The sequence below is a fragment of the Agromyces flavus genome, assembly GCF_900104685.1.
GTDB lineage: Bacteria > Actinomycetota > Actinomycetes > Actinomycetales > Microbacteriaceae > Agromyces > Agromyces flavus.
Window position 1 is genome coordinate 500,824 of record NZ_LT629755.1, and the last position, 18,588, is coordinate 519,411.

At 71.6% G+C, this 18,588-nt stretch carries 20 protein-coding genes; 12 read left to right on the top strand and 8 right to left on the bottom strand.

Features of this window, described 5'->3' with window-relative positions:
• Positions 1-91 precede the first annotated feature (91 nt).
• Entirely contained in the window at positions 92-1,237 is a 1,146-nt protein-coding gene (locus tag BLT99_RS02495; RefSeq protein WP_092675477.1) for a sensor histidine kinase, read from the bottom strand.
• Positions 1,224-1,967: a response regulator transcription factor gene (locus tag BLT99_RS02500; protein WP_092669008.1), complete on the bottom strand. Its 744-nt coding sequence runs from the start codon at positions 1,965-1,967 to the stop codon at positions 1,224-1,226. The genes BLT99_RS02495 and BLT99_RS02500 overlap by 14 nt, the downstream gene beginning before the upstream one ends.
• Positions 1,968-2,209: 242 nt before the next feature.
• Between BLT99_RS02500 and BLT99_RS02505 the strand changes: the two genes are divergently transcribed.
• From BLT99_RS02505 to BLT99_RS02520, 4 genes are all read left to right on the top strand, one after another.
• Positions 2,210-2,680, top strand: coding sequence for a hypothetical protein (locus BLT99_RS02505; RefSeq protein ID WP_092669010.1), 471 nt, complete (start codon positions 2,210-2,212; stop codon positions 2,678-2,680).
• 158 nt (positions 2,681-2,838) lie between these two features.
• A complete protein-coding gene (locus tag BLT99_RS02510) occupies positions 2,839-3,393 on the top strand; it encodes a TetR/AcrR family transcriptional regulator (protein WP_092669012.1) in 555 nt (184 codons plus the stop codon).
• Positions 3,390-4,193, top strand: a complete 804-nt coding sequence (locus BLT99_RS02515) for an ABC transporter ATP-binding protein (RefSeq protein WP_229724864.1) — start codon at positions 3,390-3,392, stop codon at positions 4,191-4,193. Before BLT99_RS02510 ends, BLT99_RS02515 begins: the two co-directional genes overlap by 4 nt.
• A complete protein-coding gene (locus BLT99_RS02520; RefSeq protein ID WP_092669014.1) occupies positions 4,190-4,954 on the top strand; it encodes an ABC transporter permease in 765 nt (254 codons plus the stop codon). The genes BLT99_RS02515 and BLT99_RS02520 overlap by 4 nt, the downstream gene beginning before the upstream one ends.
• Before the next feature lie 68 nt (positions 4,955-5,022).
• Here the strand turns inward: BLT99_RS02520 and BLT99_RS02525 are convergent, their stop codons facing one another.
• Positions 5,023-5,949 (bottom strand): Ppx/GppA phosphatase family protein, encoded by a 927-nt coding sequence (locus tag BLT99_RS02525; protein WP_092669016.1) that lies wholly within the window; start codon positions 5,947-5,949, stop codon positions 5,023-5,025.
• Between the two features lie 105 nt (positions 5,950-6,054).
• On the opposite strand from BLT99_RS02525, the gene BLT99_RS02530 reads away from it, so the two are divergent.
• Genes BLT99_RS02530 through BLT99_RS02545 form a run of 4 tightly spaced genes read left to right on the top strand, consistent with a single transcriptional unit; the run spans position 6,055 to position 10,554 of the window.
• Entirely contained in the window at positions 6,055-6,657 is a 603-nt protein-coding gene (locus tag BLT99_RS02530) for a TetR/AcrR family transcriptional regulator (RefSeq protein WP_157674912.1), read from the top strand.
• Positions 6,654-7,937 carry an MFS transporter gene (locus BLT99_RS02535; protein WP_229724863.1) on the top strand — a complete coding sequence of 428 codons (1,284 nt, stop codon included), beginning with the start codon at positions 6,654-6,656 and terminating at the stop codon, positions 7,935-7,937. The genes BLT99_RS02530 and BLT99_RS02535 overlap by 4 nt, the downstream gene beginning before the upstream one ends.
• Complete coding sequence (locus BLT99_RS02540; protein ID WP_092669020.1) at positions 7,937-9,202, top strand: alanine racemase; 1,266 nt, start codon at positions 7,937-7,939, stop codon at positions 9,200-9,202. The genes BLT99_RS02535 and BLT99_RS02540 overlap by 1 nt, the downstream gene beginning before the upstream one ends.
• A complete protein-coding gene (locus BLT99_RS02545) occupies positions 9,199-10,554 on the top strand; it encodes a D-arabinono-1,4-lactone oxidase (RefSeq protein WP_092669022.1) in 1,356 nt (451 codons plus the stop codon). Before BLT99_RS02540 ends, BLT99_RS02545 begins: the two co-directional genes overlap by 4 nt.
• Here BLT99_RS02545 and BLT99_RS02550 read toward each other — a convergent pair.
• A complete protein-coding gene (locus BLT99_RS02550; RefSeq protein ID WP_092669024.1) occupies positions 10,529-11,263 on the bottom strand; it encodes an ABC transporter permease in 735 nt (244 codons plus the stop codon). The genes BLT99_RS02545 and BLT99_RS02550 overlap by 26 nt on opposite strands.
• Positions 11,260-12,051, bottom strand: coding sequence for an ABC transporter ATP-binding protein (locus BLT99_RS02555; protein ID WP_092669026.1), 792 nt, complete (start codon positions 12,049-12,051; stop codon positions 11,260-11,262). The genes BLT99_RS02550 and BLT99_RS02555 overlap by 4 nt, the downstream gene beginning before the upstream one ends.
• 155 nt (positions 12,052-12,206) lie before the next feature.
• On the opposite strand from BLT99_RS02555, the gene BLT99_RS02560 reads away from it, so the two are divergent.
• Both BLT99_RS02560 and BLT99_RS02565 read left to right on the top strand, forming a co-directional pair.
• On the top strand, positions 12,207-12,773 hold the full coding sequence (locus tag BLT99_RS02560; RefSeq protein ID WP_092669028.1) for a LemA family protein: 567 nt from the start codon (positions 12,207-12,209) through the stop codon (positions 12,771-12,773).
• A gap of 3 nt (positions 12,774-12,776) precedes the next feature.
• A complete protein-coding gene (locus tag BLT99_RS02565) occupies positions 12,777-13,649 on the top strand; it encodes a M48 family metalloprotease (protein WP_092669030.1) in 873 nt (290 codons plus the stop codon).
• 6 nt (positions 13,650-13,655) lie between these two features.
• Here the strand turns inward: BLT99_RS02565 and BLT99_RS02570 are convergent, their stop codons facing one another.
• Positions 13,656-14,864 (bottom strand): winged helix-turn-helix domain-containing protein, encoded by a 1,209-nt coding sequence (locus tag BLT99_RS02570; RefSeq protein WP_092669032.1) that lies wholly within the window; start codon positions 14,862-14,864, stop codon positions 13,656-13,658.
• 71 nt (positions 14,865-14,935) lie between these two features.
• Between BLT99_RS02570 and BLT99_RS02575 the strand changes: the two genes are divergently transcribed.
• Positions 14,936-16,153, top strand: a complete 1,218-nt coding sequence (locus BLT99_RS02575) for an AI-2E family transporter (RefSeq protein WP_229724862.1) — start codon at positions 14,936-14,938, stop codon at positions 16,151-16,153.
• A 1-nt stretch (position 16,154) separates the two neighbouring features.
• Positions 16,155-17,441, top strand: a complete 1,287-nt coding sequence (ilvA, locus tag BLT99_RS02580) for a threonine ammonia-lyase (protein ID WP_092669034.1) — start codon at positions 16,155-16,157, stop codon at positions 17,439-17,441.
• Between the two features lie 50 nt (positions 17,442-17,491).
• Here ilvA and greA read toward each other — a convergent pair whose 3' ends face one another.
• A complete protein-coding gene (gene greA, locus BLT99_RS02585; protein ID WP_092669036.1) occupies positions 17,492-17,986 on the bottom strand; it encodes a transcription elongation factor GreA in 495 nt (164 codons plus the stop codon).
• 60 nt (positions 17,987-18,046) lie between these two features.
• Positions 18,047-18,523 (bottom strand): DUF4307 domain-containing protein, encoded by a 477-nt coding sequence (locus BLT99_RS02590; protein ID WP_092669038.1) that lies wholly within the window; start codon positions 18,521-18,523, stop codon positions 18,047-18,049.
• Positions 18,524-18,588: the final 65 nt, after the last annotated feature.

Consider the following 18,588-nt stretch of genomic DNA (forward strand, 5'->3'; position numbering starts at 1 on the left):
CAGGAACGGCCGCGGCAGGGTGGGACTCGTTGCCGGGCTCGCCGAGTTCGCGGCCGCCGTGTCGGGTCGGGTCGGCTCGGCGACCCTCGGCTCAGGCCTTCACTGACGCGTCGCTGGGGAGCAGCAGGTCGAACCGGCATCCGCCCGGTACGTTGCGAACCGCGACCTCGCCGCGGTGCGCGCTCATGATCCCCTTCACGATGGCGAGTCCGAGTCCTGCCCCGCTCGAGGCGGCGGATTCCAGGGATGGCGTGCGCGCCTTGGATCCGCGCCAGGCGGGCTCGAACACCCGGTCGAGGTCGGCGTCATCGATGCCGCCACCCGCGTCGATGACCGACACCATCGCTCGGTCGTCGACGAGGTCGACCGCGACGGTGATGGGTGAGCCCTCTGGGGTGTGCTGGATCGCGTTCATGAGCAGGTTGCCGACCGCGCGCGACAGCTCGCGCGGATCCGCCATGACGACGAGATCCTGGGCGAGGGGCGCATCCACGCGGATGTCGCGTCCGCGCGACGCCGGTCGAAGGTCGGCGACCGTGTCGCTGACGATATCGGACAGGGACACCTCCTTGAGCGACAGGTGCAGCGCGTCGGAGTCGATCCTGGACAGCTCGAAGAGGTCGTCGACCATGCTCGAGAGCTGGTCGACCTGGATCCGCATCTGCCGGTGGTAGCGCGCGGGGTCGGGCGCAATGCCGTCCTCGAGCGCTTCGGCCATCGCACGGATGCCGGCGAGCGGCGTGCGCAGGTCGTGCGAGATCCATGCGACGAGCTCGCGTCGCGACGCCTCGATGCGGCGTTCGCGTTCGCGCGACTCCGCGAGCCGTGCGCTCGTGGCCACGAGTTCGTCGGCCAGCGCGTTCAACTCGCTGTTCGTGGAGCGGCCGGCGGATTCGATCCGCTCGCCGGCGCCGATCCGGCGCGCCGCGTCCGAGAGGGCGCGGGAGTTCCGTGCGACGACCCAGCCGAGCCCTGCCACGAGCGCGAGCGAGACCACGCCGGAGATCGCCGCGACGGCGACCGCGACGGTCAGGTCGTGCTCCGACAGGTACATCTCGTTGGCGACGCCCACCATGCTCGCGACCACGGAGATCATCGCGGCGAGCACGAGCACGCAGACCTGCACGACGAGCGAGGCGCGCCGCAGCAACACGAGTGCGAGGACGCCGAGTCCGCCGACGACGGCGGACGTGACGATCGCGATCGTGGCGACGGCGAGGAGATCAGGCCATGGCATCGGGGGCACCGCCCATCGTGAACTTGTAGCCGACGCCCCAGACGGTCGTCAGCATGGTGGGGGAGCGCGGGTCGCGCTCGATCTTCTCCCTGAGGCGCCGCACGTGCACGGTCACGGTGGAGAGGTCGCCGTACGTCCAGCCCCATACCGTGCGGAGCAGGTCCTCGCGGCTGAAGACCTGGTTCGGGTGCTTGAGGAGGAACTCGAACAGGTCGAACTCGCGCACGGTGAGGGCGAGCCGCTCGCCGTCGCGGGTCGCGATACGAGCGGACGGGTCGAGCCGGAACTCGCCGTACTCGAGCGGCGACTCGGGCGTGAACTCGTCGAGCGAGCGACGAAGCACCGATTGGACGCGAAGCACGAGCTCGCGCGGCGAGAACGGCTTCGCAAGGTAGTCGTCGGCGCCGGCCTCGAGTCCCGCGATGCGATCCTCCTCGGATCCGAGAGCCGTGAGCATGATCACCGGGGTGGAGGTCCGTTCGCGCAGTCGCCGAAACACCTCGAGCCCGTCGATGCCCGGCAGCATGCGATCGAGCACGATGAGGTCGGGGTCGCTCCGCTCGGCGGCGTCGAGCGCCGAGAACCCGTCGCCGGCCTCCTCGACCACGAAGCCCGAGGCCCGCAGGTAACTGGACGCGACCTCCGCGACCGTGGGGTCGTCGTCGACGAGCAGGACCCGCCGGCCCACGAGATCCTCGTTGCCGACCGGAGGCGGGAGCGCGGTGGACACAACCTCAGGGTACGTCCATCCCCAGGCATGGGCTCGTGGCCTTCGGATCCGTCCGCGTTCCGTAAGACTTGGCCGCCGACCACGACCTGCACATGTCACCCCGCCCGGGATGGGAGACGCCACTCGCTCCTCCCCGGCTGAACGCGTAAGGGAACGGTAAGGGCTCGCCGTGGAGACCCGCGTTCGGCTGAGTTTGACTGCTGGAAGGCCGCCGGAACCGGCGGCGAAGGAGATGAGCAGAAATGGAATCCACCCGAATCCGACCGGGGATCGGCGTCATGACCGTCGCGCTGTTCGCCGCCGGCGCCGTGCTCCTCGGGACGTCGTCGGCGCAGGCCGCAGGCGTCAGCGGCCCCGGCTTCTACGTCGACGGAGTGCAGTACCGCACGGTGGGCACGCCCACAGACCTCACTGGTACAGGCGCACCCGCGAGCTCCTACCAGCCGATCTATGCGTTCCCAGCGGGCACTCAGGTCAATGTCGCCACGGCAGCGCCGGGCGACACGGGCTACCGCGGTGGACGGTGGCAGGTGTACCCGGTGAGCCTGCCGAACGGCTACGACGCGGCGCTCAGCTCTGGTGACCTCGATCACGACGGCGTGCTCGACTCCGATGACGAGGTCCGGGCGGCGGCGACCGCCGGCGACCTGGTCATCGGCGATGCCACGGCATCCTTCGAGTGCCCCGTGATTCCCGTGCCGGCGTCGCATTGACGACACCACGCGCTGACGGCGCACGACATGCTGAGGGCGTGGGCGCCGTCAGCGTGGGCGCCGCGGTCGCTTCGCCCGCTGCTTCGCGGGGACGGTCACGGAACGTGAACGCACCACACCCTCTTGAGCGCACGTGGGTTAGTGACTAACATTATGGGATGGTCTCGCGATACGAGCGGACGCACGCAGCGCTCCAGGCTGCCGCGCTGCGGTTGATGACGCAGCGCGGCTTCGACGACGTGACGGTCGCGGAGATCGCCGCGGCGGCGGGAGTGACGGAGATGACGGCGTTCCGACACTTCGCGGTGAAGGAGGACCTGATCGTCGGTGATCCGTACGACCCGTTGATCGCGGGTGCGATCGCACAGCAGCCGGCCGAGCTGCCGGCCCTCACGCGAGCCGCGCGCGGGCTCGCGGCGGCGTGGGATTCGCTCGATGAGCCCGACATGACCGAGACCCGGCTGCGTGTGCGGCTCGCGGCGACGACCCCTCGGCTCAAGGCCCGGACCGCGGTGGCCAACGAGGTCACCGAGCGGGCGGTGGCCGATGCCCTCGTCGAGGACGGCACCGACTCGACCGTGGCGCGCATCGCCGCCGCGGCGTGCCTCGCCGCCATCACGGCCGCGCTCTTCGACTGGGGGCTCGACGACTCGGCCGGGCCGCTCGGTGCTCGCGTGCGACTGGCGCTCGGCGTGCTCGAGGGGGCATCGTGAGCGGTGGGCGGGCACTGGCACTGCGCGGCGTGTCGAAGCGGTTCGGCACCATCACGGCGGTCGACGGCGTGCACCTCGACGTGGCGGCCGGGGAGATCCACGCGATCGTCGGACTCAACGGTGCGGGCAAGTCGACGCTGATGCGGATCGCGCTCGGCATGCAGGCGCCCGACACGGGCGAGGTCGAGGTCCTCGGCGACCCGTTGCGACATGGCGAGTGCGACGCCTGGGCGCGAGTGGGCCATCTCGTGGAGGCGCCGGTCCCGTACCCCGAGCCCACGGCGAGGGAGAACGTGCTCGTCACCGCACGGCTGCGGGGCTTCAGCCGCGCCGATGCGGCGATCGCGGCATCCGACGCGGTCTCCTTGCTCCGTCTCGACGCCTGGGCGGATCGCCGGACTCACACGCTCTCGTCGGGCAACCGGCAGCGGGTCGCCCTCGCCGGCGCACTGCTCGGCCATCCAGAACTGCTCGTGCTCGATGAGCCGGCGAACACGCTCGACCCCTCGGGCATGGTGCTCGTTCGGTCGATGCTGCAGGATGCCGCCGGCCGCGGGTGCGGCATCCTCGTCTCGAGCCACCACTTCGACGAGGTGGCTCGGGTGGCCGACCGCATCACCGTGGTGCACGCCGGACGCGTCGTGGGTTCGCTGCAGCCCGGGAGCGCCGACCTCGAGCACGCGTTCTTCGAGCTCGTGCTCGCCGCCGATGAGGCGTCCGATGCCGACGACGGGGGTGCGCCCGTATCCGTCCATTCCCGTCGGAGCGGCGACGTCGCTCGCGAGGAGCGTGGAGCATGAGCGCGGCGCTGTGGATCGCGTGGGTGATGTTCCGCCGCGCGATGGTCGTCCGAGTCAGCGGCGGCATCGCTGCCTTCGGCCCACCGGCGGTCGTGCTCCTGCTGCTGCTCGCACCCTCGACCGGAGCCGACGGGCTGAGCGGTGCGAAGATCGAGGCGATCGGCGTCGAGCGCACGTGGTCCTCGTTCATCGAGGCATCCGTCCAGATCTCTTCGGTCGCGCTGCCGCTCGCGGGCGGCATCCTCGTGGCCTGGTGGTTCGGTCGCGAACTCGACGACGGCATGTTCCCGATGCTCTTCGCGAGGGCCGTGCCGCGCCGCTCGATCGCCGCCGCGCGACTCGTGATGGTATTCGCTTGGGGTGCGGTGGTGACGGTGCTCAGCCTTGCCGCGACGCTCGCCGCAGGTGCGCTCCTGGGGCTCGAGGATGCCGCCGGGCTCGTCCCCGCCGCGTGGACCTTCACGGTCGCCGCGCTGCTCACGCTCGCGATCCTGCCCGTCGTCGCGCTCGCGACCAGCGTGTTCCGGAGCACGACGGCGGGATTCGGCGTGTTGATCGGCATCGTCGTGGTCACGCAGCTCGGGATCGCATTCGGCCTCGACGCCTGGATGCCGCTCGCCGTGCCCTCCCTGCTGGCAGGCATCGCCGGTGCGGATGCCGCTGCGATCGTCGCCTGGCCGCACGTCCTGCTGCTCCTCACCCTCGGCACCGCCTGCGCCGCCGGCACCATCTGGTGGTGGGCGCGCGCACGAGTGCGCTGAGCTGATCGGCGCATCGACCCGAAGCGAGTGCCGACCTCGAACCGCAACGAGGCACGGTCGATCCTGGGTCAGTCCATGCGGTCGAGGCGTCGCAGGATCAGGCCCTCGCGCAGGGCCCACGGCGACACCTCGAGCACCTTCGCCTTGAAGGCCCGCATCGTCTCGCTGAGCACGATGCCGCCCGCGACGATCTGGAACGTGCGGTCGGCCGTGATGCCGGGCAGGTTGGGCCGCGCGTCGGCCGGGATGCGCGCGAGTCGGGGGAGCCAGCCGTCGAGTTGCGAGAGCTTGAGGATGCTGCGCTCCTCGGCGCCCACGCCGTCCTCGGTGCTGCCGGCGAGCCGGGCCAGCGATCGGATCGTCTTCGACGAGCCGACGACGTGGTCGGTCTCGGGGATGCCGCCGATGGTCCGCACCGTCTCCTCGAGGACGCCGCGCGCGTGCTCGCGGAGCTTCGCGACCTGCGCGTCGGTGGGCGGGTCGTCGGGCAGGAACTCGACGGTCGAGCGGCCGGCACCGAGCGGAACGGAGTGCGCGACATCCGGCACCTCGTCGGCGCCGTGCGCGATCTCGAGCGAGCCGCCGCCGATGTCGAAGAGGAGCACGCGCCCGGCGGACCAGCCGTACCAGCGGCGCACGGCGAGGAACGTGAGGCGCGCCTCGTCGGGTCCGCTCAGCACGTCGAGCCGGATGTCCGCGGCCTCCTCGGCGCGATTGAGCACCAACTGTCCGTTGGGAGCCTCCCGGATCGCGGAAGTGGCGAAGGCGAGCAGCTCGTCGATGCCCGACCTCCGGGCGACCTTCGCGGCCTCGGTGATCGCGGTGATGATCGCCTCGACGCCCACGTCGCTGATCGACCCGTCGTCCTCGAGGTACCGCATCAATCGCAGCACCGATTTCTCGGAGGCCATCGGGATGGGGTGCGCGCCGGGGTGCGCATCGACCACGAGCAGGTGCACGGTATTGGATCCGACGTCGAGAACCCCGAGGCGCATGTGGGAAGCGTAGTGCGCCCGGCTGGCGTCGGGAGGGTGCGACGTGCATACTGGTCCGAGTGGGACGCTCGTCCCACTTCGGCGACGAGGTCGAGAGGAGCGCCGTTGCCCCGCATCCCCGCCGCCGAACGCCGGGTCGCCCTCATCGAGGCGGGCCTGCGCGTCGTCGCACGCGAAGGCCTCGCGGCCGCGAGCACCCGCGCGATCGTGGCCGAGGCCGGCATGTCGCTCGCGAGCTTCCACTACGCGTTCGAGTCGCGCGACGCGTTCGTCGACGAACTGATCGCCGCGGTCGTGGCCCGTGAACAGGCCGCGGTGCTGCCCGAGCCCGAGATCGACGGCGACGGCTCGCTGCGCGACATCCTCGAGGCGGGCATGCTGCGCTACCTCGACCACCTCGGCGCCGATCCCGAGCACGAGCAGGCGATGCTCGAGCTCACCCAGTACGCGCTGCGCTCGCCCGAGCGCCATCCGCTGGCCGCAGCCCAGTACCGCCGATACGCCGAGCTCGCCGCGCATGCGCTCGACACCGCCGCCGAGCAGGTGGGTGCCAGCTGGCGCGTCCCCGTCGACGAGGCGGCCGGCGTGCTCGTCGCATTCACCGACGGGCTCACGCTGACCTGGCTGGTCAACCGCGACGACGCGGCGGCGCGTGCGGTCGTGCGCGCGGCGGCCGACGCGCTCTCGAGAATGGCGGACGTCCCGTGACCGAGCTCGACGCGGCATCCGCTTCGAACGTCGCCCCGGCGCACGACGCGTTCGCCGAACCCGTGCGCCGTGTCCGCGCCGGCTGGATCGCCGCGTTCGCGAGCGCCTGGCTCGGCATCTGGATGGCGCAGCTCACCCCCGTGCAACTGCTGCTGCCCGCGCAGATCGACGCCGAGCTGCATCCCGAGGACTGGATCGAGAGCGTCGTCGCGTTCGGCGTGGTCTCCGGCATCGCCGCGGTCTTCGTCGTCGTGGCGTACCCCCTGACCGGCGCGCTCTCCGACCGCACGGCGTCGCGCTTCGGTCGCCGGCGGCCGTGGATCGCGGGCGGCGCCCTGCTCTTCGCGGCCGCCCTGGTGCTGCTCGGCCTGCAGACGCAGCTGTGGGCGATCGCGATCGCGTGGGTGCTCGCGACGATCGGCTTCTGCGTGATGACCGCGGCGCTCACCGCGACGATCTCCGATCAGGTCCCGGTCGGGCAGCGCGGCTTCGTGTCGGGCTGGATGTCGGCGCCGCAGGCGGTGGGCATCATCGCCGGGCTCCTGCTCGTGACCACCGTCGTGACCGGCGCGGCCGCGGGCTATGCGGTGGTCGCGGGCGCGCTCGTCCTGCTCGCGGTGCCCTTCCTCTTCGTGCCCGACGCCCGCCTCGACGCGCGCGAACGCGCCCGGGTCACCGCGCGGAACGTCGTCGCGAGCCTCTGGATCAGCCCGCGCCGATACCCCGACTTCGGCTGGACGCTCCTCAGTCGCGTGCTCGTGTCGATCGGCAACGCGCTCGGCACGGGCCTGTTGCTGTACTTCCTGATGTTCGGACTCGGCGACCCGAACGCCGAGGACGACCTGATCGTGCTCACGCTCGTCTACATGGTGTTCGTGATCGTCGCCTCGCTCGCCCTCGGCAGGCTCTCCGACCGGCTCGGCCGGCGCCGGCTGTTCGTCTTCCTCGCCGCGACATTGCAGGCCGCCGCCGCACTCCTGCTCGCGATCGCGCCGAGCCTGCCCACCGCCATGGTCGCCGCCGGGCTGCTCGGGCTCGGGTACGGCTGCTTCCTCTCGGTCGACCAGGCGCTCGCGACCCAGGTGCTGCCCGACCCGGCGGCGCGCGGCAAGGACCTCGGCATCATGAACATCGCGACCGCCGTGCCGCAGTCGATCGGACCGCTCCTCGGCGCGCTCGCCGTGGCCGCGACCGGCTCGTTCACGCCGGTGTTCCTGCTGTGCGCCGCGTTCACGTTCGCCGGCGCGCTCGCGGTCTCCCGCGTCCGGAGCGTGCGCTGATGGGCGCCGGCGTCCTCGACCTCCGGCGGGGTGCCGTGCCGGCGGCGGATGCCGCGACATGGCACGATCCGGCCGAGCACTGGCGCGCGCTCACCCAGGCCACGCGGCACCTCGACGCACCGGTGGGGGCGCTGCACCTCGGCGCGCTGCGGCACAACGCGTCCGACATGGCGCGCCGCGCGGGCGGCACGCCCATCCGCATCGCGACGAAGTCGATCCGCGTGCGCGAGGTGATCGACGCGCTGCTCTGCCTTCCCGGCTACCGGGGCGTGCTCGCCTACACGCTGACCGAGGCGATCTGGCTCGCCGAGCGGATCGACACGCTCGACGACCTCGTCGTCGGGTACCCCACGGCGGAGGCCGGAGCCATCCGTCGTCTCGTCACCGACGCCGACCTGGCCCGCCGCATCACCGTCATGGTCGACTCGCCGGCCCAGCTCGACCTGATCGACGCGGTGCTCCCGCCCGACCGGCGCGAAGAGGTCCGGGTGTGCCTCGAGCTCGACGCGTCGTGGCAGGCGCCCGTGCTCGGCCACCTCGGCGTCCGGCGTTCGCCGGTGCACCACCCCGACGAGGCCGGCGCGCTCGCCGCGTACGTCGCCGATCGCGCCGGGTTCCGGCTGGTGGGCGTCATGTCGTACGAGGCCCAGGTCGCGGGCGTCGCGGACCGTCCGCCGGGCCGACCGGTCGACGGGGCCGTCAACCGCTGGATGCAGGCGCGATCGATGTCCGAGCTCGTCGAGCGGCGCCGGGCTGCGGTCGTCGAGGTGCGCCGGCACGCCGACCTGGAGTTCGTCAACGGAGGCGGCACCGGCTCGCTCGAGCTCACCGCGGCCGACCGGACCGTCACCGAGATCGCGGCGGGGTCGGGCATCTTCGCCGGGCACATCTTCGACGGATACTCGCGGTTCACGCCGGCACCGGCCGCGGCGTTCGCGCTCGACGTGGTGCGCTCGCCCAGCGAGCGCCACGCCACCATCCTCGGCGGGGGATGGATCGCGTCCGGACCGCCCGGCTCGGATCGGGCGCCGCGCATCGTCTGGCCCGAGGGGCTCAGGATGCTGCCGCGCGAGGCGGCCGGCGAGGTGCAGACGCCCGTCGAGGGTCCCGCCGCCGCGCGGCTGCGGCCCGGCGACCGGGTGTGGCTCCGGCATGCCAAGTCGGGCGAGCTCGCCGAGCACCTCAACGAGTTCGCCGTCGTCGACGGCGGAGAGGTCGTGGCGACCGTGCCCACCTACCGAGGCGAGGGGAAGGCGTTCCTATGACGGCGACGGGCGCGACATGGCGCAACTGGGCGAGGACGGAGTCGGCGCGCCCCTACCGGGTCGAGCGCCCGGCCGACGCGTGGGCGGTGCAGCGAGCCGTCCGTGCCGCGGCGGACTCCGGCCTGCGCATCAAGCCCGTCGGTGCGGGCCACAGCTTCACCGGCATCGCGGTCGCGCCCGACGTGCAGCTCGACCTCGCCGACCTCTCCGGCGTGATCGATGCGGATGCCGCGACCGGGCGCGTCACGCTCGGTGCGGGCACGCACCTCCACCGCCTGCCTCGCCTGCTCGAGCCGTACGGGCTCGCACTGCCCAACATGGGCGACATCGACGCCCAGACCATCGCGGGGGCGACCTCGACCGGCACGCACGGCTCCGGACTCGGTTTCGGGGGCCTCGCCACGCAGATCGTCGCCGCCAAGCTCGTGACCGGCACGGGCGAGCTGCTCACCGTGAGCGAGACCGAGCGTCCCGAGCTGCTGCCTGCGGTGCGCCTGGGGCTCGGTGCGCTCGGCGTGCTGGTCGAGGTGACCCTGCAGCTGGTTCCCCGGTTCGTGCTGCGCGCGGTCGAGCGCAACGCGCCGTTCGACGAGGTGTGGGACGGATGGCTGGACCGCGTCCGCGCCGAGGACCACCTCGACGTCTACTGGTTCCCGCACACGTCCACGGCGTTCACGAAGACCAACACCCGACTCCCGGGCGACGCGACGCGTCACCCCGTCGGCTCGATCCGCGGCTGGGTCGACGACGAGCTGCTCGCGAACGGGACCCTCTGGGCGATCTGCGCCCTCGGCTACGTCGCCCCGTCGGCGACGCCGCCGCTTGCTCGCGTGGTCGAGCGGCTCACGCCCGATCGCGAGTTCAGTGACTTCTCACCGCGGGTGTTCACGGCCAACCGTTCGGTGCGGTTCCGCGAGATGGAGTACGCCCTGCCGCTCGAGGCGATCCCCGACGCCGTGCGCGAGGTGCGCTCGCTCATCGAACGCCAGGGGTGGCGCATCAGCCTCCCCATCGAGGTCCGTGCCGCGGCATCCGATGACAACTGGCTCTCGACCGCCTACGGCCGTGAGAGCGGCTACATCGCCGTGCACCGGTACTACCACGAGGACCACACCGAGTACTTCGCGGGCGTCGAGGCGATCATGCGCTCATTCGCGGGCCGCCCGCACTGGGGCAAGATGCACACCCAGACGGCGGAGACCCTGCGCGAGGTCTACCCGCGGTTCGACGACTTCGTCCGCGTCCGCGACGAGCTCGATCCCGAGGGGCGCTTCGCGAACCCCTACCTCGACCGTGTGCTCGGCGGCGTCCGGGTGGAGGCCCCGGCTACGGGGTCCGCCGGCGGAGCGTGATCGAACCGACGACGATGGAGCCGACGATCCAGGCGCCGATGGCCAGGATCCGCGCCCAGATCCACGCCGCATCCTCGGAGTCGGCGGCGACGGCCGTGAGCGCGTCGATCGCGTAGCTGAGCGGCAGCCAGTCGCTGATCGCCTCGAGCCCCTCGGGGAGCTGGTCGCGCGGGATGAAGATGCCGCCGAGCAGGATCTGCGGGAACACGAGGAGCGGCATGAACTGCACCACCTGGAACTCGGTGCGGGCGAATGCGCTCGCGAGCAGGCCGAGCGCGGTCCCGAGCAGGGCGTCGGCCACCGCCACGGCGAACAGCAGCCAGATCGAGCCCTCGATCTCGAGCCCGCACACGAACACCGCGTACGACACCGCGATCGCCGTCTGGAAGACCGCGAGCAAGCCGAACGCGAGCGCGTAGCCGAGGATGAAGTCGCCCTTGCCCATGGGCATCGAGAAGAGCCGCTCGAGCGTGCCGCTGCGCCGCTCCCGGAGCGTCGCGATGCTCGTGACGAGGAACATCACGATGAACGGGAACAGCGCGATCATGGCCGGGCCGATCGTCGTGAACACGTCGGTGTCGGTGAAGATCCACGCCACCAGGCCGATCAGCAGGCTCGGCACGACGAGGAGGAGCCCGATCGTTCGCGGGTCGTGTCGGATCTGGCCGAGCACGCGACCGGTCGTCGCGAGCGTGCGGACGAGGTTCACGGCGCTGCCTCCGTTCCCGACTCGGGGAGCACGTGGCGTCCGTGCGGCTGGAGATCGGGTTCGCCGCGTGCGATGAGCTCGAGGAACGCCGCCTCGACGTCGTCGGTGCCGGTGAACGCGAGCACGCCGTCGACCGTGTCGTCAGCCAGCAGCTCGCCGTCCCGCATGAGCAGCAGGCGGTCGCATCGCTTCGCCTCGTCCATCACGTGGCTCGACACGAGCAGCGTCGCGCCGGCGGCGGCGAGCTCGTGGAAGAGCTGCCAGAGCTGCACCCGGAGCACCGGGTCGAGCCCGACCGTGGGCTCGTCGAGTACGAGCACCTCGGGCCTGCCGAGCAGCGCGGCGGCGAGCGAGACGCGCCCCCGCTGCCCGCCCGAGAGCGAACCGGCGAGGCGCTGCTCGTAGGGACCCAGCTCGGTGCGTTCGATGGCCTCGTCGACGTCGGATGCCGGAGCACCGAGGATCCGCGCGAAGTACCGGATGTTCTGCCGGACCGTCAGGTCGTCGTACACGCTCGCCTGCTGCGTCACGTAGGCCACGCGCGTGCGGAGCTCGCGGGATCCCGCGGGGTGTCCGAGCACCTCGATCGTGCCCGAGTCGACGACCTGCACGCCGACGATGGATCGCATCAACGTCGTCTTGCCGCTCCCGCTCGGGCCGAGCAGGCCGACGATGCGGCCCCGCGGCACCGCGACCGAGAGGCCGTGCAGCACCGGCGTGCGCATGCGTCGCACGTGCAGGTCGTGGACGACGACGGCCGGGGCAGCGGCATCCGCATGGGTCACCATGGTCGTTCTCTCCCTCCCGGGCCGACAGCCCGAGCCTACGCCCGGACGAGGTCGCCGGCTGGCTCGGAGTCCGGTGGGAACTCGGAGCGCACGCCCATCCGGCGGATAGGATTCGAGGTGACACCCGATCGTCGCGAAACCCAGGAGTCCGCGCCATGGAATGGCTGATCCCGCTCATCATCGTCATCGTGCTCGTCCTGGGGATCGGCATCTACCTGTGGGCCACCTACAACTCCCTCGTCACGCTCAACGTGCGCGTCGACGAGGCGTGGAGCGACATCACGGTGCAGCTCAAGCGCCGTGCCGACCTGATCCCGAACCTCATCGAGGCGGTCAAGGGCTACGCCGCGCACGAGAAGGCCGTGTTCGAGAACGTCACACGCGCGCGCGCCGAGACGCTGCAGGCGCACGGCCCCGCCGAGGCGGGTGCCGCCGAGAACCACATGCAGCAGGCGCTGAAGTCGATCTTCGCGGTCGCCGAGGCCTACCCGCAGCTGCAGGCGAGCCAGAACTTCCTGCAACTGCAGGCCGAGCTGGTCGACACCGAAGACAAGATCCAGGCGTCGCGCCGCTTCTACAACGGCGGCGTGCGCGAGTTGAACACCAAGATCAAGGTGTTCCCGAACACGCTGTTCGTGCGCGGACTCGGCTTCCACGAGCGCGAGTTCTTCGAGGTCACCGAGGCGGCGGCGATCGCCGAACCGCCGCGCGTGCAGTTCTAGCCGATGTACCGAGCGATCGCCCGGAACAAGCGCAACACCGTCTTCACGATCCTGTTCTTCCTCGTCATCGTCGGCGGGCTGGGCTACCTCGCCGCGCTGATCTACGGCGACCTCACGATCGTGGTGGTGACCGTCGTCATCGCCACGGGGTATGCGCTCTTCCAGTACTTCACGGCCGACCGGCAGGCCCTGTCGATGTCGGGCGCGGTCGAGATCCGCAGCGTCGCCGAGCACCCGCGGCTGTGGCGCACGGTCGAGAACCTGTCGATCGCCACCGGCACCCCCATGCCGCGCGTGTTCGTCATCTCGGACCCCGCGCCGAACGCCTTCGCGACGGGCCGCGACCCCGAGCACGCGGTGGTCGCCGCGACGACGGGGCTGCTCGAGATCATGGACGACTCCGAGCTCGAGGGCGTCATGGCGCACGAGCTGGGGCACGTCCGCAACTACGACATCCGCCTCTCGATGGTCGTGTTCGGCCTCGTCGTGGCCATAGGCTTCATCTCGGACCTCTTCCTGCGGATGGCCTTCTTCGGCAGGAACAGCAACGGCAACCCGATCGTCATGGTCTTCGGGCTCGTCGCCATGCTCGTCGCACCCCTCGTCGCGAGCATGGTCCAGCTCGCCGTCTCGCGGCAGCGCGAGTACCTGGCGGATGCCACGAGCGCGATGACCACGCGTCACCCCGATGCGCTCGCTCGGGCGCTGCTGAAGCTCGAGGCCTACGGCCGCCCGATGCAGCGGCAGAACACCTCGATGGCGCACCTCTGGATCGCCGATCCGCTGAAGCCCGGCGTCATCGACCGGCTCTTCGCCACGCACCCGCCGATCCGCGAGCGCGTGCAGCGCCTGCACGAGATGGGCCGCAGCTTCTAGCCCGACTCACGCGGCCGCGAGCTCGGCGCGGAGCGCCGGGGCGAGGTCGCCCCGACCGACCACCTCGATGTCGTCGAGGCCCTGCCACCGCGCCGCCTCGGCGAGCACCGGCAGCAGCCGCGCCGCCGTCTCGTCGGGCGCACCGTGCTCGATCCACGCCGACTGGACGCGGAGCACCTTGGCCTTGCGGTCGCTCTTGAGGTCGACGCGCCCCACGACGTCGTCGTCGATGAGCACGGGCAGCGAGTAGTAGCCGAACTTGCGCTCGGGCTCGGGCGTGTAGATCTCGATGCGGTAGTGGAAGTCGAAGAGCCGCTCGGTACGCGGACGGAACCACACCACCGGGTCGAAGGGCGACAGCACCGCCGTGGCGTCGATCCGCCGCGGCCGCCTGGCGTCGCGATGGAGCCATGCCGGCGTGGCGCGGGAACCCGTGGTCCAGCCGGGCACCTCGACGGGCAGCAGTTCGCCGGCTTCTTCGAGGTCGCGGATCGCCGCGCGCACCGGGGCGCGCTTCATGCGCCAGTAGTCGGCGAGGTCTGCCTCGGTCGCGATGCCGAGAGCCATCGATGCGCGCCGCACGAGCTCGCGCACGGCGTCGGCCTCGGGGACCGGAGCCTCGAGCAGCTCGGGCGCGAGCGCCTGATCGGGGAGGGCGTAGACGCGCTCGAACCGGACGCGCTCGACGCAGACGACCTCGCCGACGAGGAACATCCACTCGAGCGTGCGCTTCACGTCGGACCAGCCCCACCACGACCCGCGGCGTTCGTTGGCGTCGTGCTCGATCTCGCTCGCCCGCATCGGGCCGTTCGCGGCGAGCTCGGCGCGCAGCCAATCGCCGAGCGGGCGGTTCTCGACGAGCCATCCGCCCCATTGGCTGCCCTTGCGCCGGAACTCCTCGCGACGGAACTCGAAGAGGGGCCAGAGCTCGCGGGGGATGAACGCGGCCTGGTGCGCCCACGACTCGACCATGCGCCCGCGCCGCCCGGTGGTGATCCGGTCGAGCCGGTCGCGGTCGTATGCGCCCAGACGACTGAACGCGGGCAGGTAGTGGCTGCGCTCGAAGACGTTGACCGAATCGATCTGCAGCACCCCGAGGCGGTCGACGAGTGCGGCGAGCTGGCGCGTGCCCGGCGCCGCGACCGTCGCACGGCCGAAGCCCTGGGCGGCGAGCGCGATGCGGCGCGCGAGGGCGGGACTGACGCGGTCGACCATGATCCTCCGACCCTAACGGGGGGTGCCGACATCCGGCGGAACGCGAGGATGCCCGCGCCTAGACTGGGACGGTGACCGAGGGGAACGGAGCCTCGCGCGTGCGTCGTCAGCGTGCGCGCCGGCCCGTTCGCGCGCCCGAGACCGCCGTCGAGCCGGTCCGCGACGCCGCGGCATCCGTGCCCTACCCGATGCGCGTCGCCGCCGCTTGGTCGTGGCGACTGCTCCTGGTGGGCGGGGTCCTCGCGGTCGTGGTGTTCCTGATCATCCAGCTGCGGTACGTCATCGTGCCGGTGCTCGTCGCGGTCCTCCTGGCCGCGTTGCTCGTGCCGTTCTCGCAGTTCCTGCAGCGCCACCGCTGGCCCAAGTGGCTCGCGGTCACCGTGGCCATGCTCGCGACGATCGTCGGCGTGGCCGGCCTCCTCACCCTCGGGATCTCGCAGATCGTGCGCGGTTCCGGCGACCTCGCGGCGCAGACGGTGGTGGCGTGGGAGGACTTCCGCGCGTGGCTCTTGGATGGCCCGCTCCACGTGACGCCCGAGCAGATCGACGACGTCGTGCAGCAGGTGTACACCTCGATCCAGCAGGACAGCGGGGTGCTCGTGACGGGGGCGCTCTCGGTGAGCTCGTCCATCGGCCACTTCCTCGCCGGCCTCCTGCTCGCGCTCTTCGCGACGCTGTTCATCCTCATCGACGGCCGCCACATCTGGAACTGGATCGTCGGCATCTTCCCGCGGCGGGCTCGCGCGGCCATCGACGGCGCGGGCCGGTCGGGCTGGGCGACGCTCGAGAACTTCGTGAAGGTGCAGATCCTCGTCGCGTCGATCGACGCGGTCGGCATCGGGCTCGGTGCGCTGCTGCTCGGCGTGCCGCTCGCGATCCCCATCGCGATCCTCGTCTTCCTCGGCTCCTTCGTCCCGATCGTGGGTGCGGTCGTCACCGGGGCACTTGCGGTGTTCGTCGCGCTCGTCTACAACGGCTGGGGCATCGCGCTCGCGATGCTCGGCGTCGTCCTGCTCGTGCAGCAGGTCGAGGGTCACATCCTGCAGCCGCTCATCATGGGCACCGCGGTGAAGGTGCATCCGCTCGGCGTCGTCATCGCGGTGACGACCGGGTCGCTCCTGGCGGGCATCCCCGGCGCGCTGTTCGCGGTGCCCATCGCCGCGGTCGGCAACGTGATGATCCTCTACATCTCCGGCGGCACGTGGAAGCAGGCCGCTCCACCCCTGCCCGCCGAGACCCATTCCCCCCTCTGGCGCACGGTACCCCAGCGCCCCGGATACGGACGGTGACATGAACCACGCCCTCGACGCCCGGGCGGACGCGATCGCCCCGGGCTCCGACGCGCCGGCCTGGCCCGGCCCCGACCTCGCCGCGTTCCGGCGCGCGCAGCAGACCGTCGCGCCCGTCGCGCGCCGCACGCCCATGGAGACCTCCCGGTTCCTCGGCCGGCTCGAGGGCGTGCCGGTGCACCTGAAGTGCGAGAACCTGCAACGCACCGGATCGTACAAGCTGCGCGGGGCCTACAACCGGCTCTCGGCGCTCTCGCCCGACGAGCGGGTTCGTGGCGTCGTCGCCGCCTCGGCGGGCAACCACGCGCAGGGCGTGGCGTTCGCGGCGCGCGAGCTCGGGATCCGCGCCACGATCTTCATGCCGGTGGGCGTCGCCCTGCCCAAGCTCGAGGCGACCCGGGCGTACGGCGCCGACGTGCTGCTGCGCGGCGACTCCATCGGCGAGACGCTCGAGGCGGCCGCCGAGTTCGCGGCCGAGACGGGCGCGACGATCATCCCACCCTTCGACCACCCCGACGTGGTCGCCGGGCAGGGCACGCTGGGGCTCGAGATCCTCGAGCAGGCGCCGGATGTCGCGACCATCGTCGTCCCCATCGGCGGCGGCGGGCTCGCAGCCGGCGTCGCCAGCGCGGCGAAGCTCGAGGCGGCGCGGCTCGGCCGCACGATCCGGGTCATCGGCGTGCAGGCCGAGAACGCCGCGCCGTACCCGCCGTCGATCGCGGCCGGAGCGCCGACGTCGGTGCCCGTCGTGCCGACGATCGCCGACGGCATCGCGGTGTACCGGCCCGGCGAGCTCAACTTCGCGATCATCCGCGAGACCATCGACGAGATCGTCACCGTCACGGAAGACGACATCGCCCGCGCGCTGCTGGTCCTGCTCGAGCGCGCGAAGCTCGTCGTCGAACCCGCCGGCGCCGTCGGCGTCGCCGCGCTCATGACCGGCAAGGTGCGCTCCGACGGACCGATCGTGGCGCTGCTGTCGGGCGGCAACATCGACCCGCTGCTCATGCAGCGCGTGATCGCGCACGGCCTCGCGGCATCCGACCGGTACCTCACCCTCCGGATCGGCCTGCCCGACCGGCCGGGCCAGCTCGCGCGCATCGCCGAGCTCGTCGCCGAGGCGAACGCGAACGTCGTCGAGGTGCTGCACACGCGGCATGGCGCGGGCATGCAGATCTCCGAGGTCGCGCTGCAGCTCTCGGTCGAGACGCGAGGCCCTCGGCATGCCGACCAGCTGATCGAGCTGCTGCGGCGCGCGGGCTACGAACCCCAGATCATCGAGGAATGACGAACGGCCCCTCCGAGGAGGGGCCGTTCGCACGTCGAGGGGTCAGCGGGTCACTGGCCGCTCCAGGTCTCGACGCCCGTGACCTCGACCGCGATCTCGCGGCCGTTGGGCGCGGTGTAGCTGGTCTTCTCGCCGACCTTGAGCCCGAGGATGGCGGCACCGAGCGGCGACTGCTCGCTGAACACGTCGAGCTCGGAGTCGCCCGCGATCTCGCGGCTGCCGATCAGGAATCGCTCCTCGTCGCCGGCGACGATCGCGGTGATGACGGTGCCGGACTCGACCACGCCGTTCGACGCCGGAGCCTCGCCCACCTCGGCGACGCGCAGCAGGTCGGTCAGCTGGCGAATGCGGGCCTCCTGCTTGCCCTGCTCGTCCTTCGCGGCGTGGTAGCCGCCGTTCTCCTTGAGGTCGCCCTCCTCACGCGCGGCCTCGATGCGCTTCGCGATCTCTTCCCGGCCGGTGGTGGAGAGGTGCTCGAGCTCGGCGGCGAGCCGGTCGTAGGCCTCCTGGGTGAGCCAGGTGGTCGCGGTGGCGTCCTGCGCCATGGTGCACACTCCCGTGAATATACGTGACGCCCCAGCGGCTGCCGGGGCGAATTTCCCATTCTAGAGCAGCCAGCAGTGGTCCACCAAACCCGTGTTGGCCTGCTGTGCAGTACGCACGCGCTCGGTGAAGGAGCGGAGGGGCCGGTCGGACGCGGGGATCTCGACGACCTTCCAGCCCACGACCGTGAAGTCCTCGTTCAGCGCCTTCACGATGCAGGCGGCGTCGGTGTCGACCGGAGCGGAGAGGCGCCAGGTGACCTCGACCGCGCGATCGTCGAGCAGGCGGTGACCCAGGTCGGTCGCCTGCACCTGCGGGCGGCTGCCGTCGAGGCCGGCCCACACGACCCACGCGACGAGCACCACCGCGAACGCTGCGGCGGCACCGGCGAGCAGGAGCCGCTCGCGACGACGTCGGCCGGTGGTGCGACCGTAGCGGTCGGCGAGGGCGGATGCCGCGGGTCGGCCGTCGGCCCGTGCCGGGGTGCCGTCGAGCACGGCGTCCTCGGCCGCCGCGTCGGCGGACTCGCGTTGGGGCACCGCCCGGCTCCTTCCCGGCTCGATCGTCTAGGCTTGGCATCCAGCCTAACCCCGCCCCCTGAAGG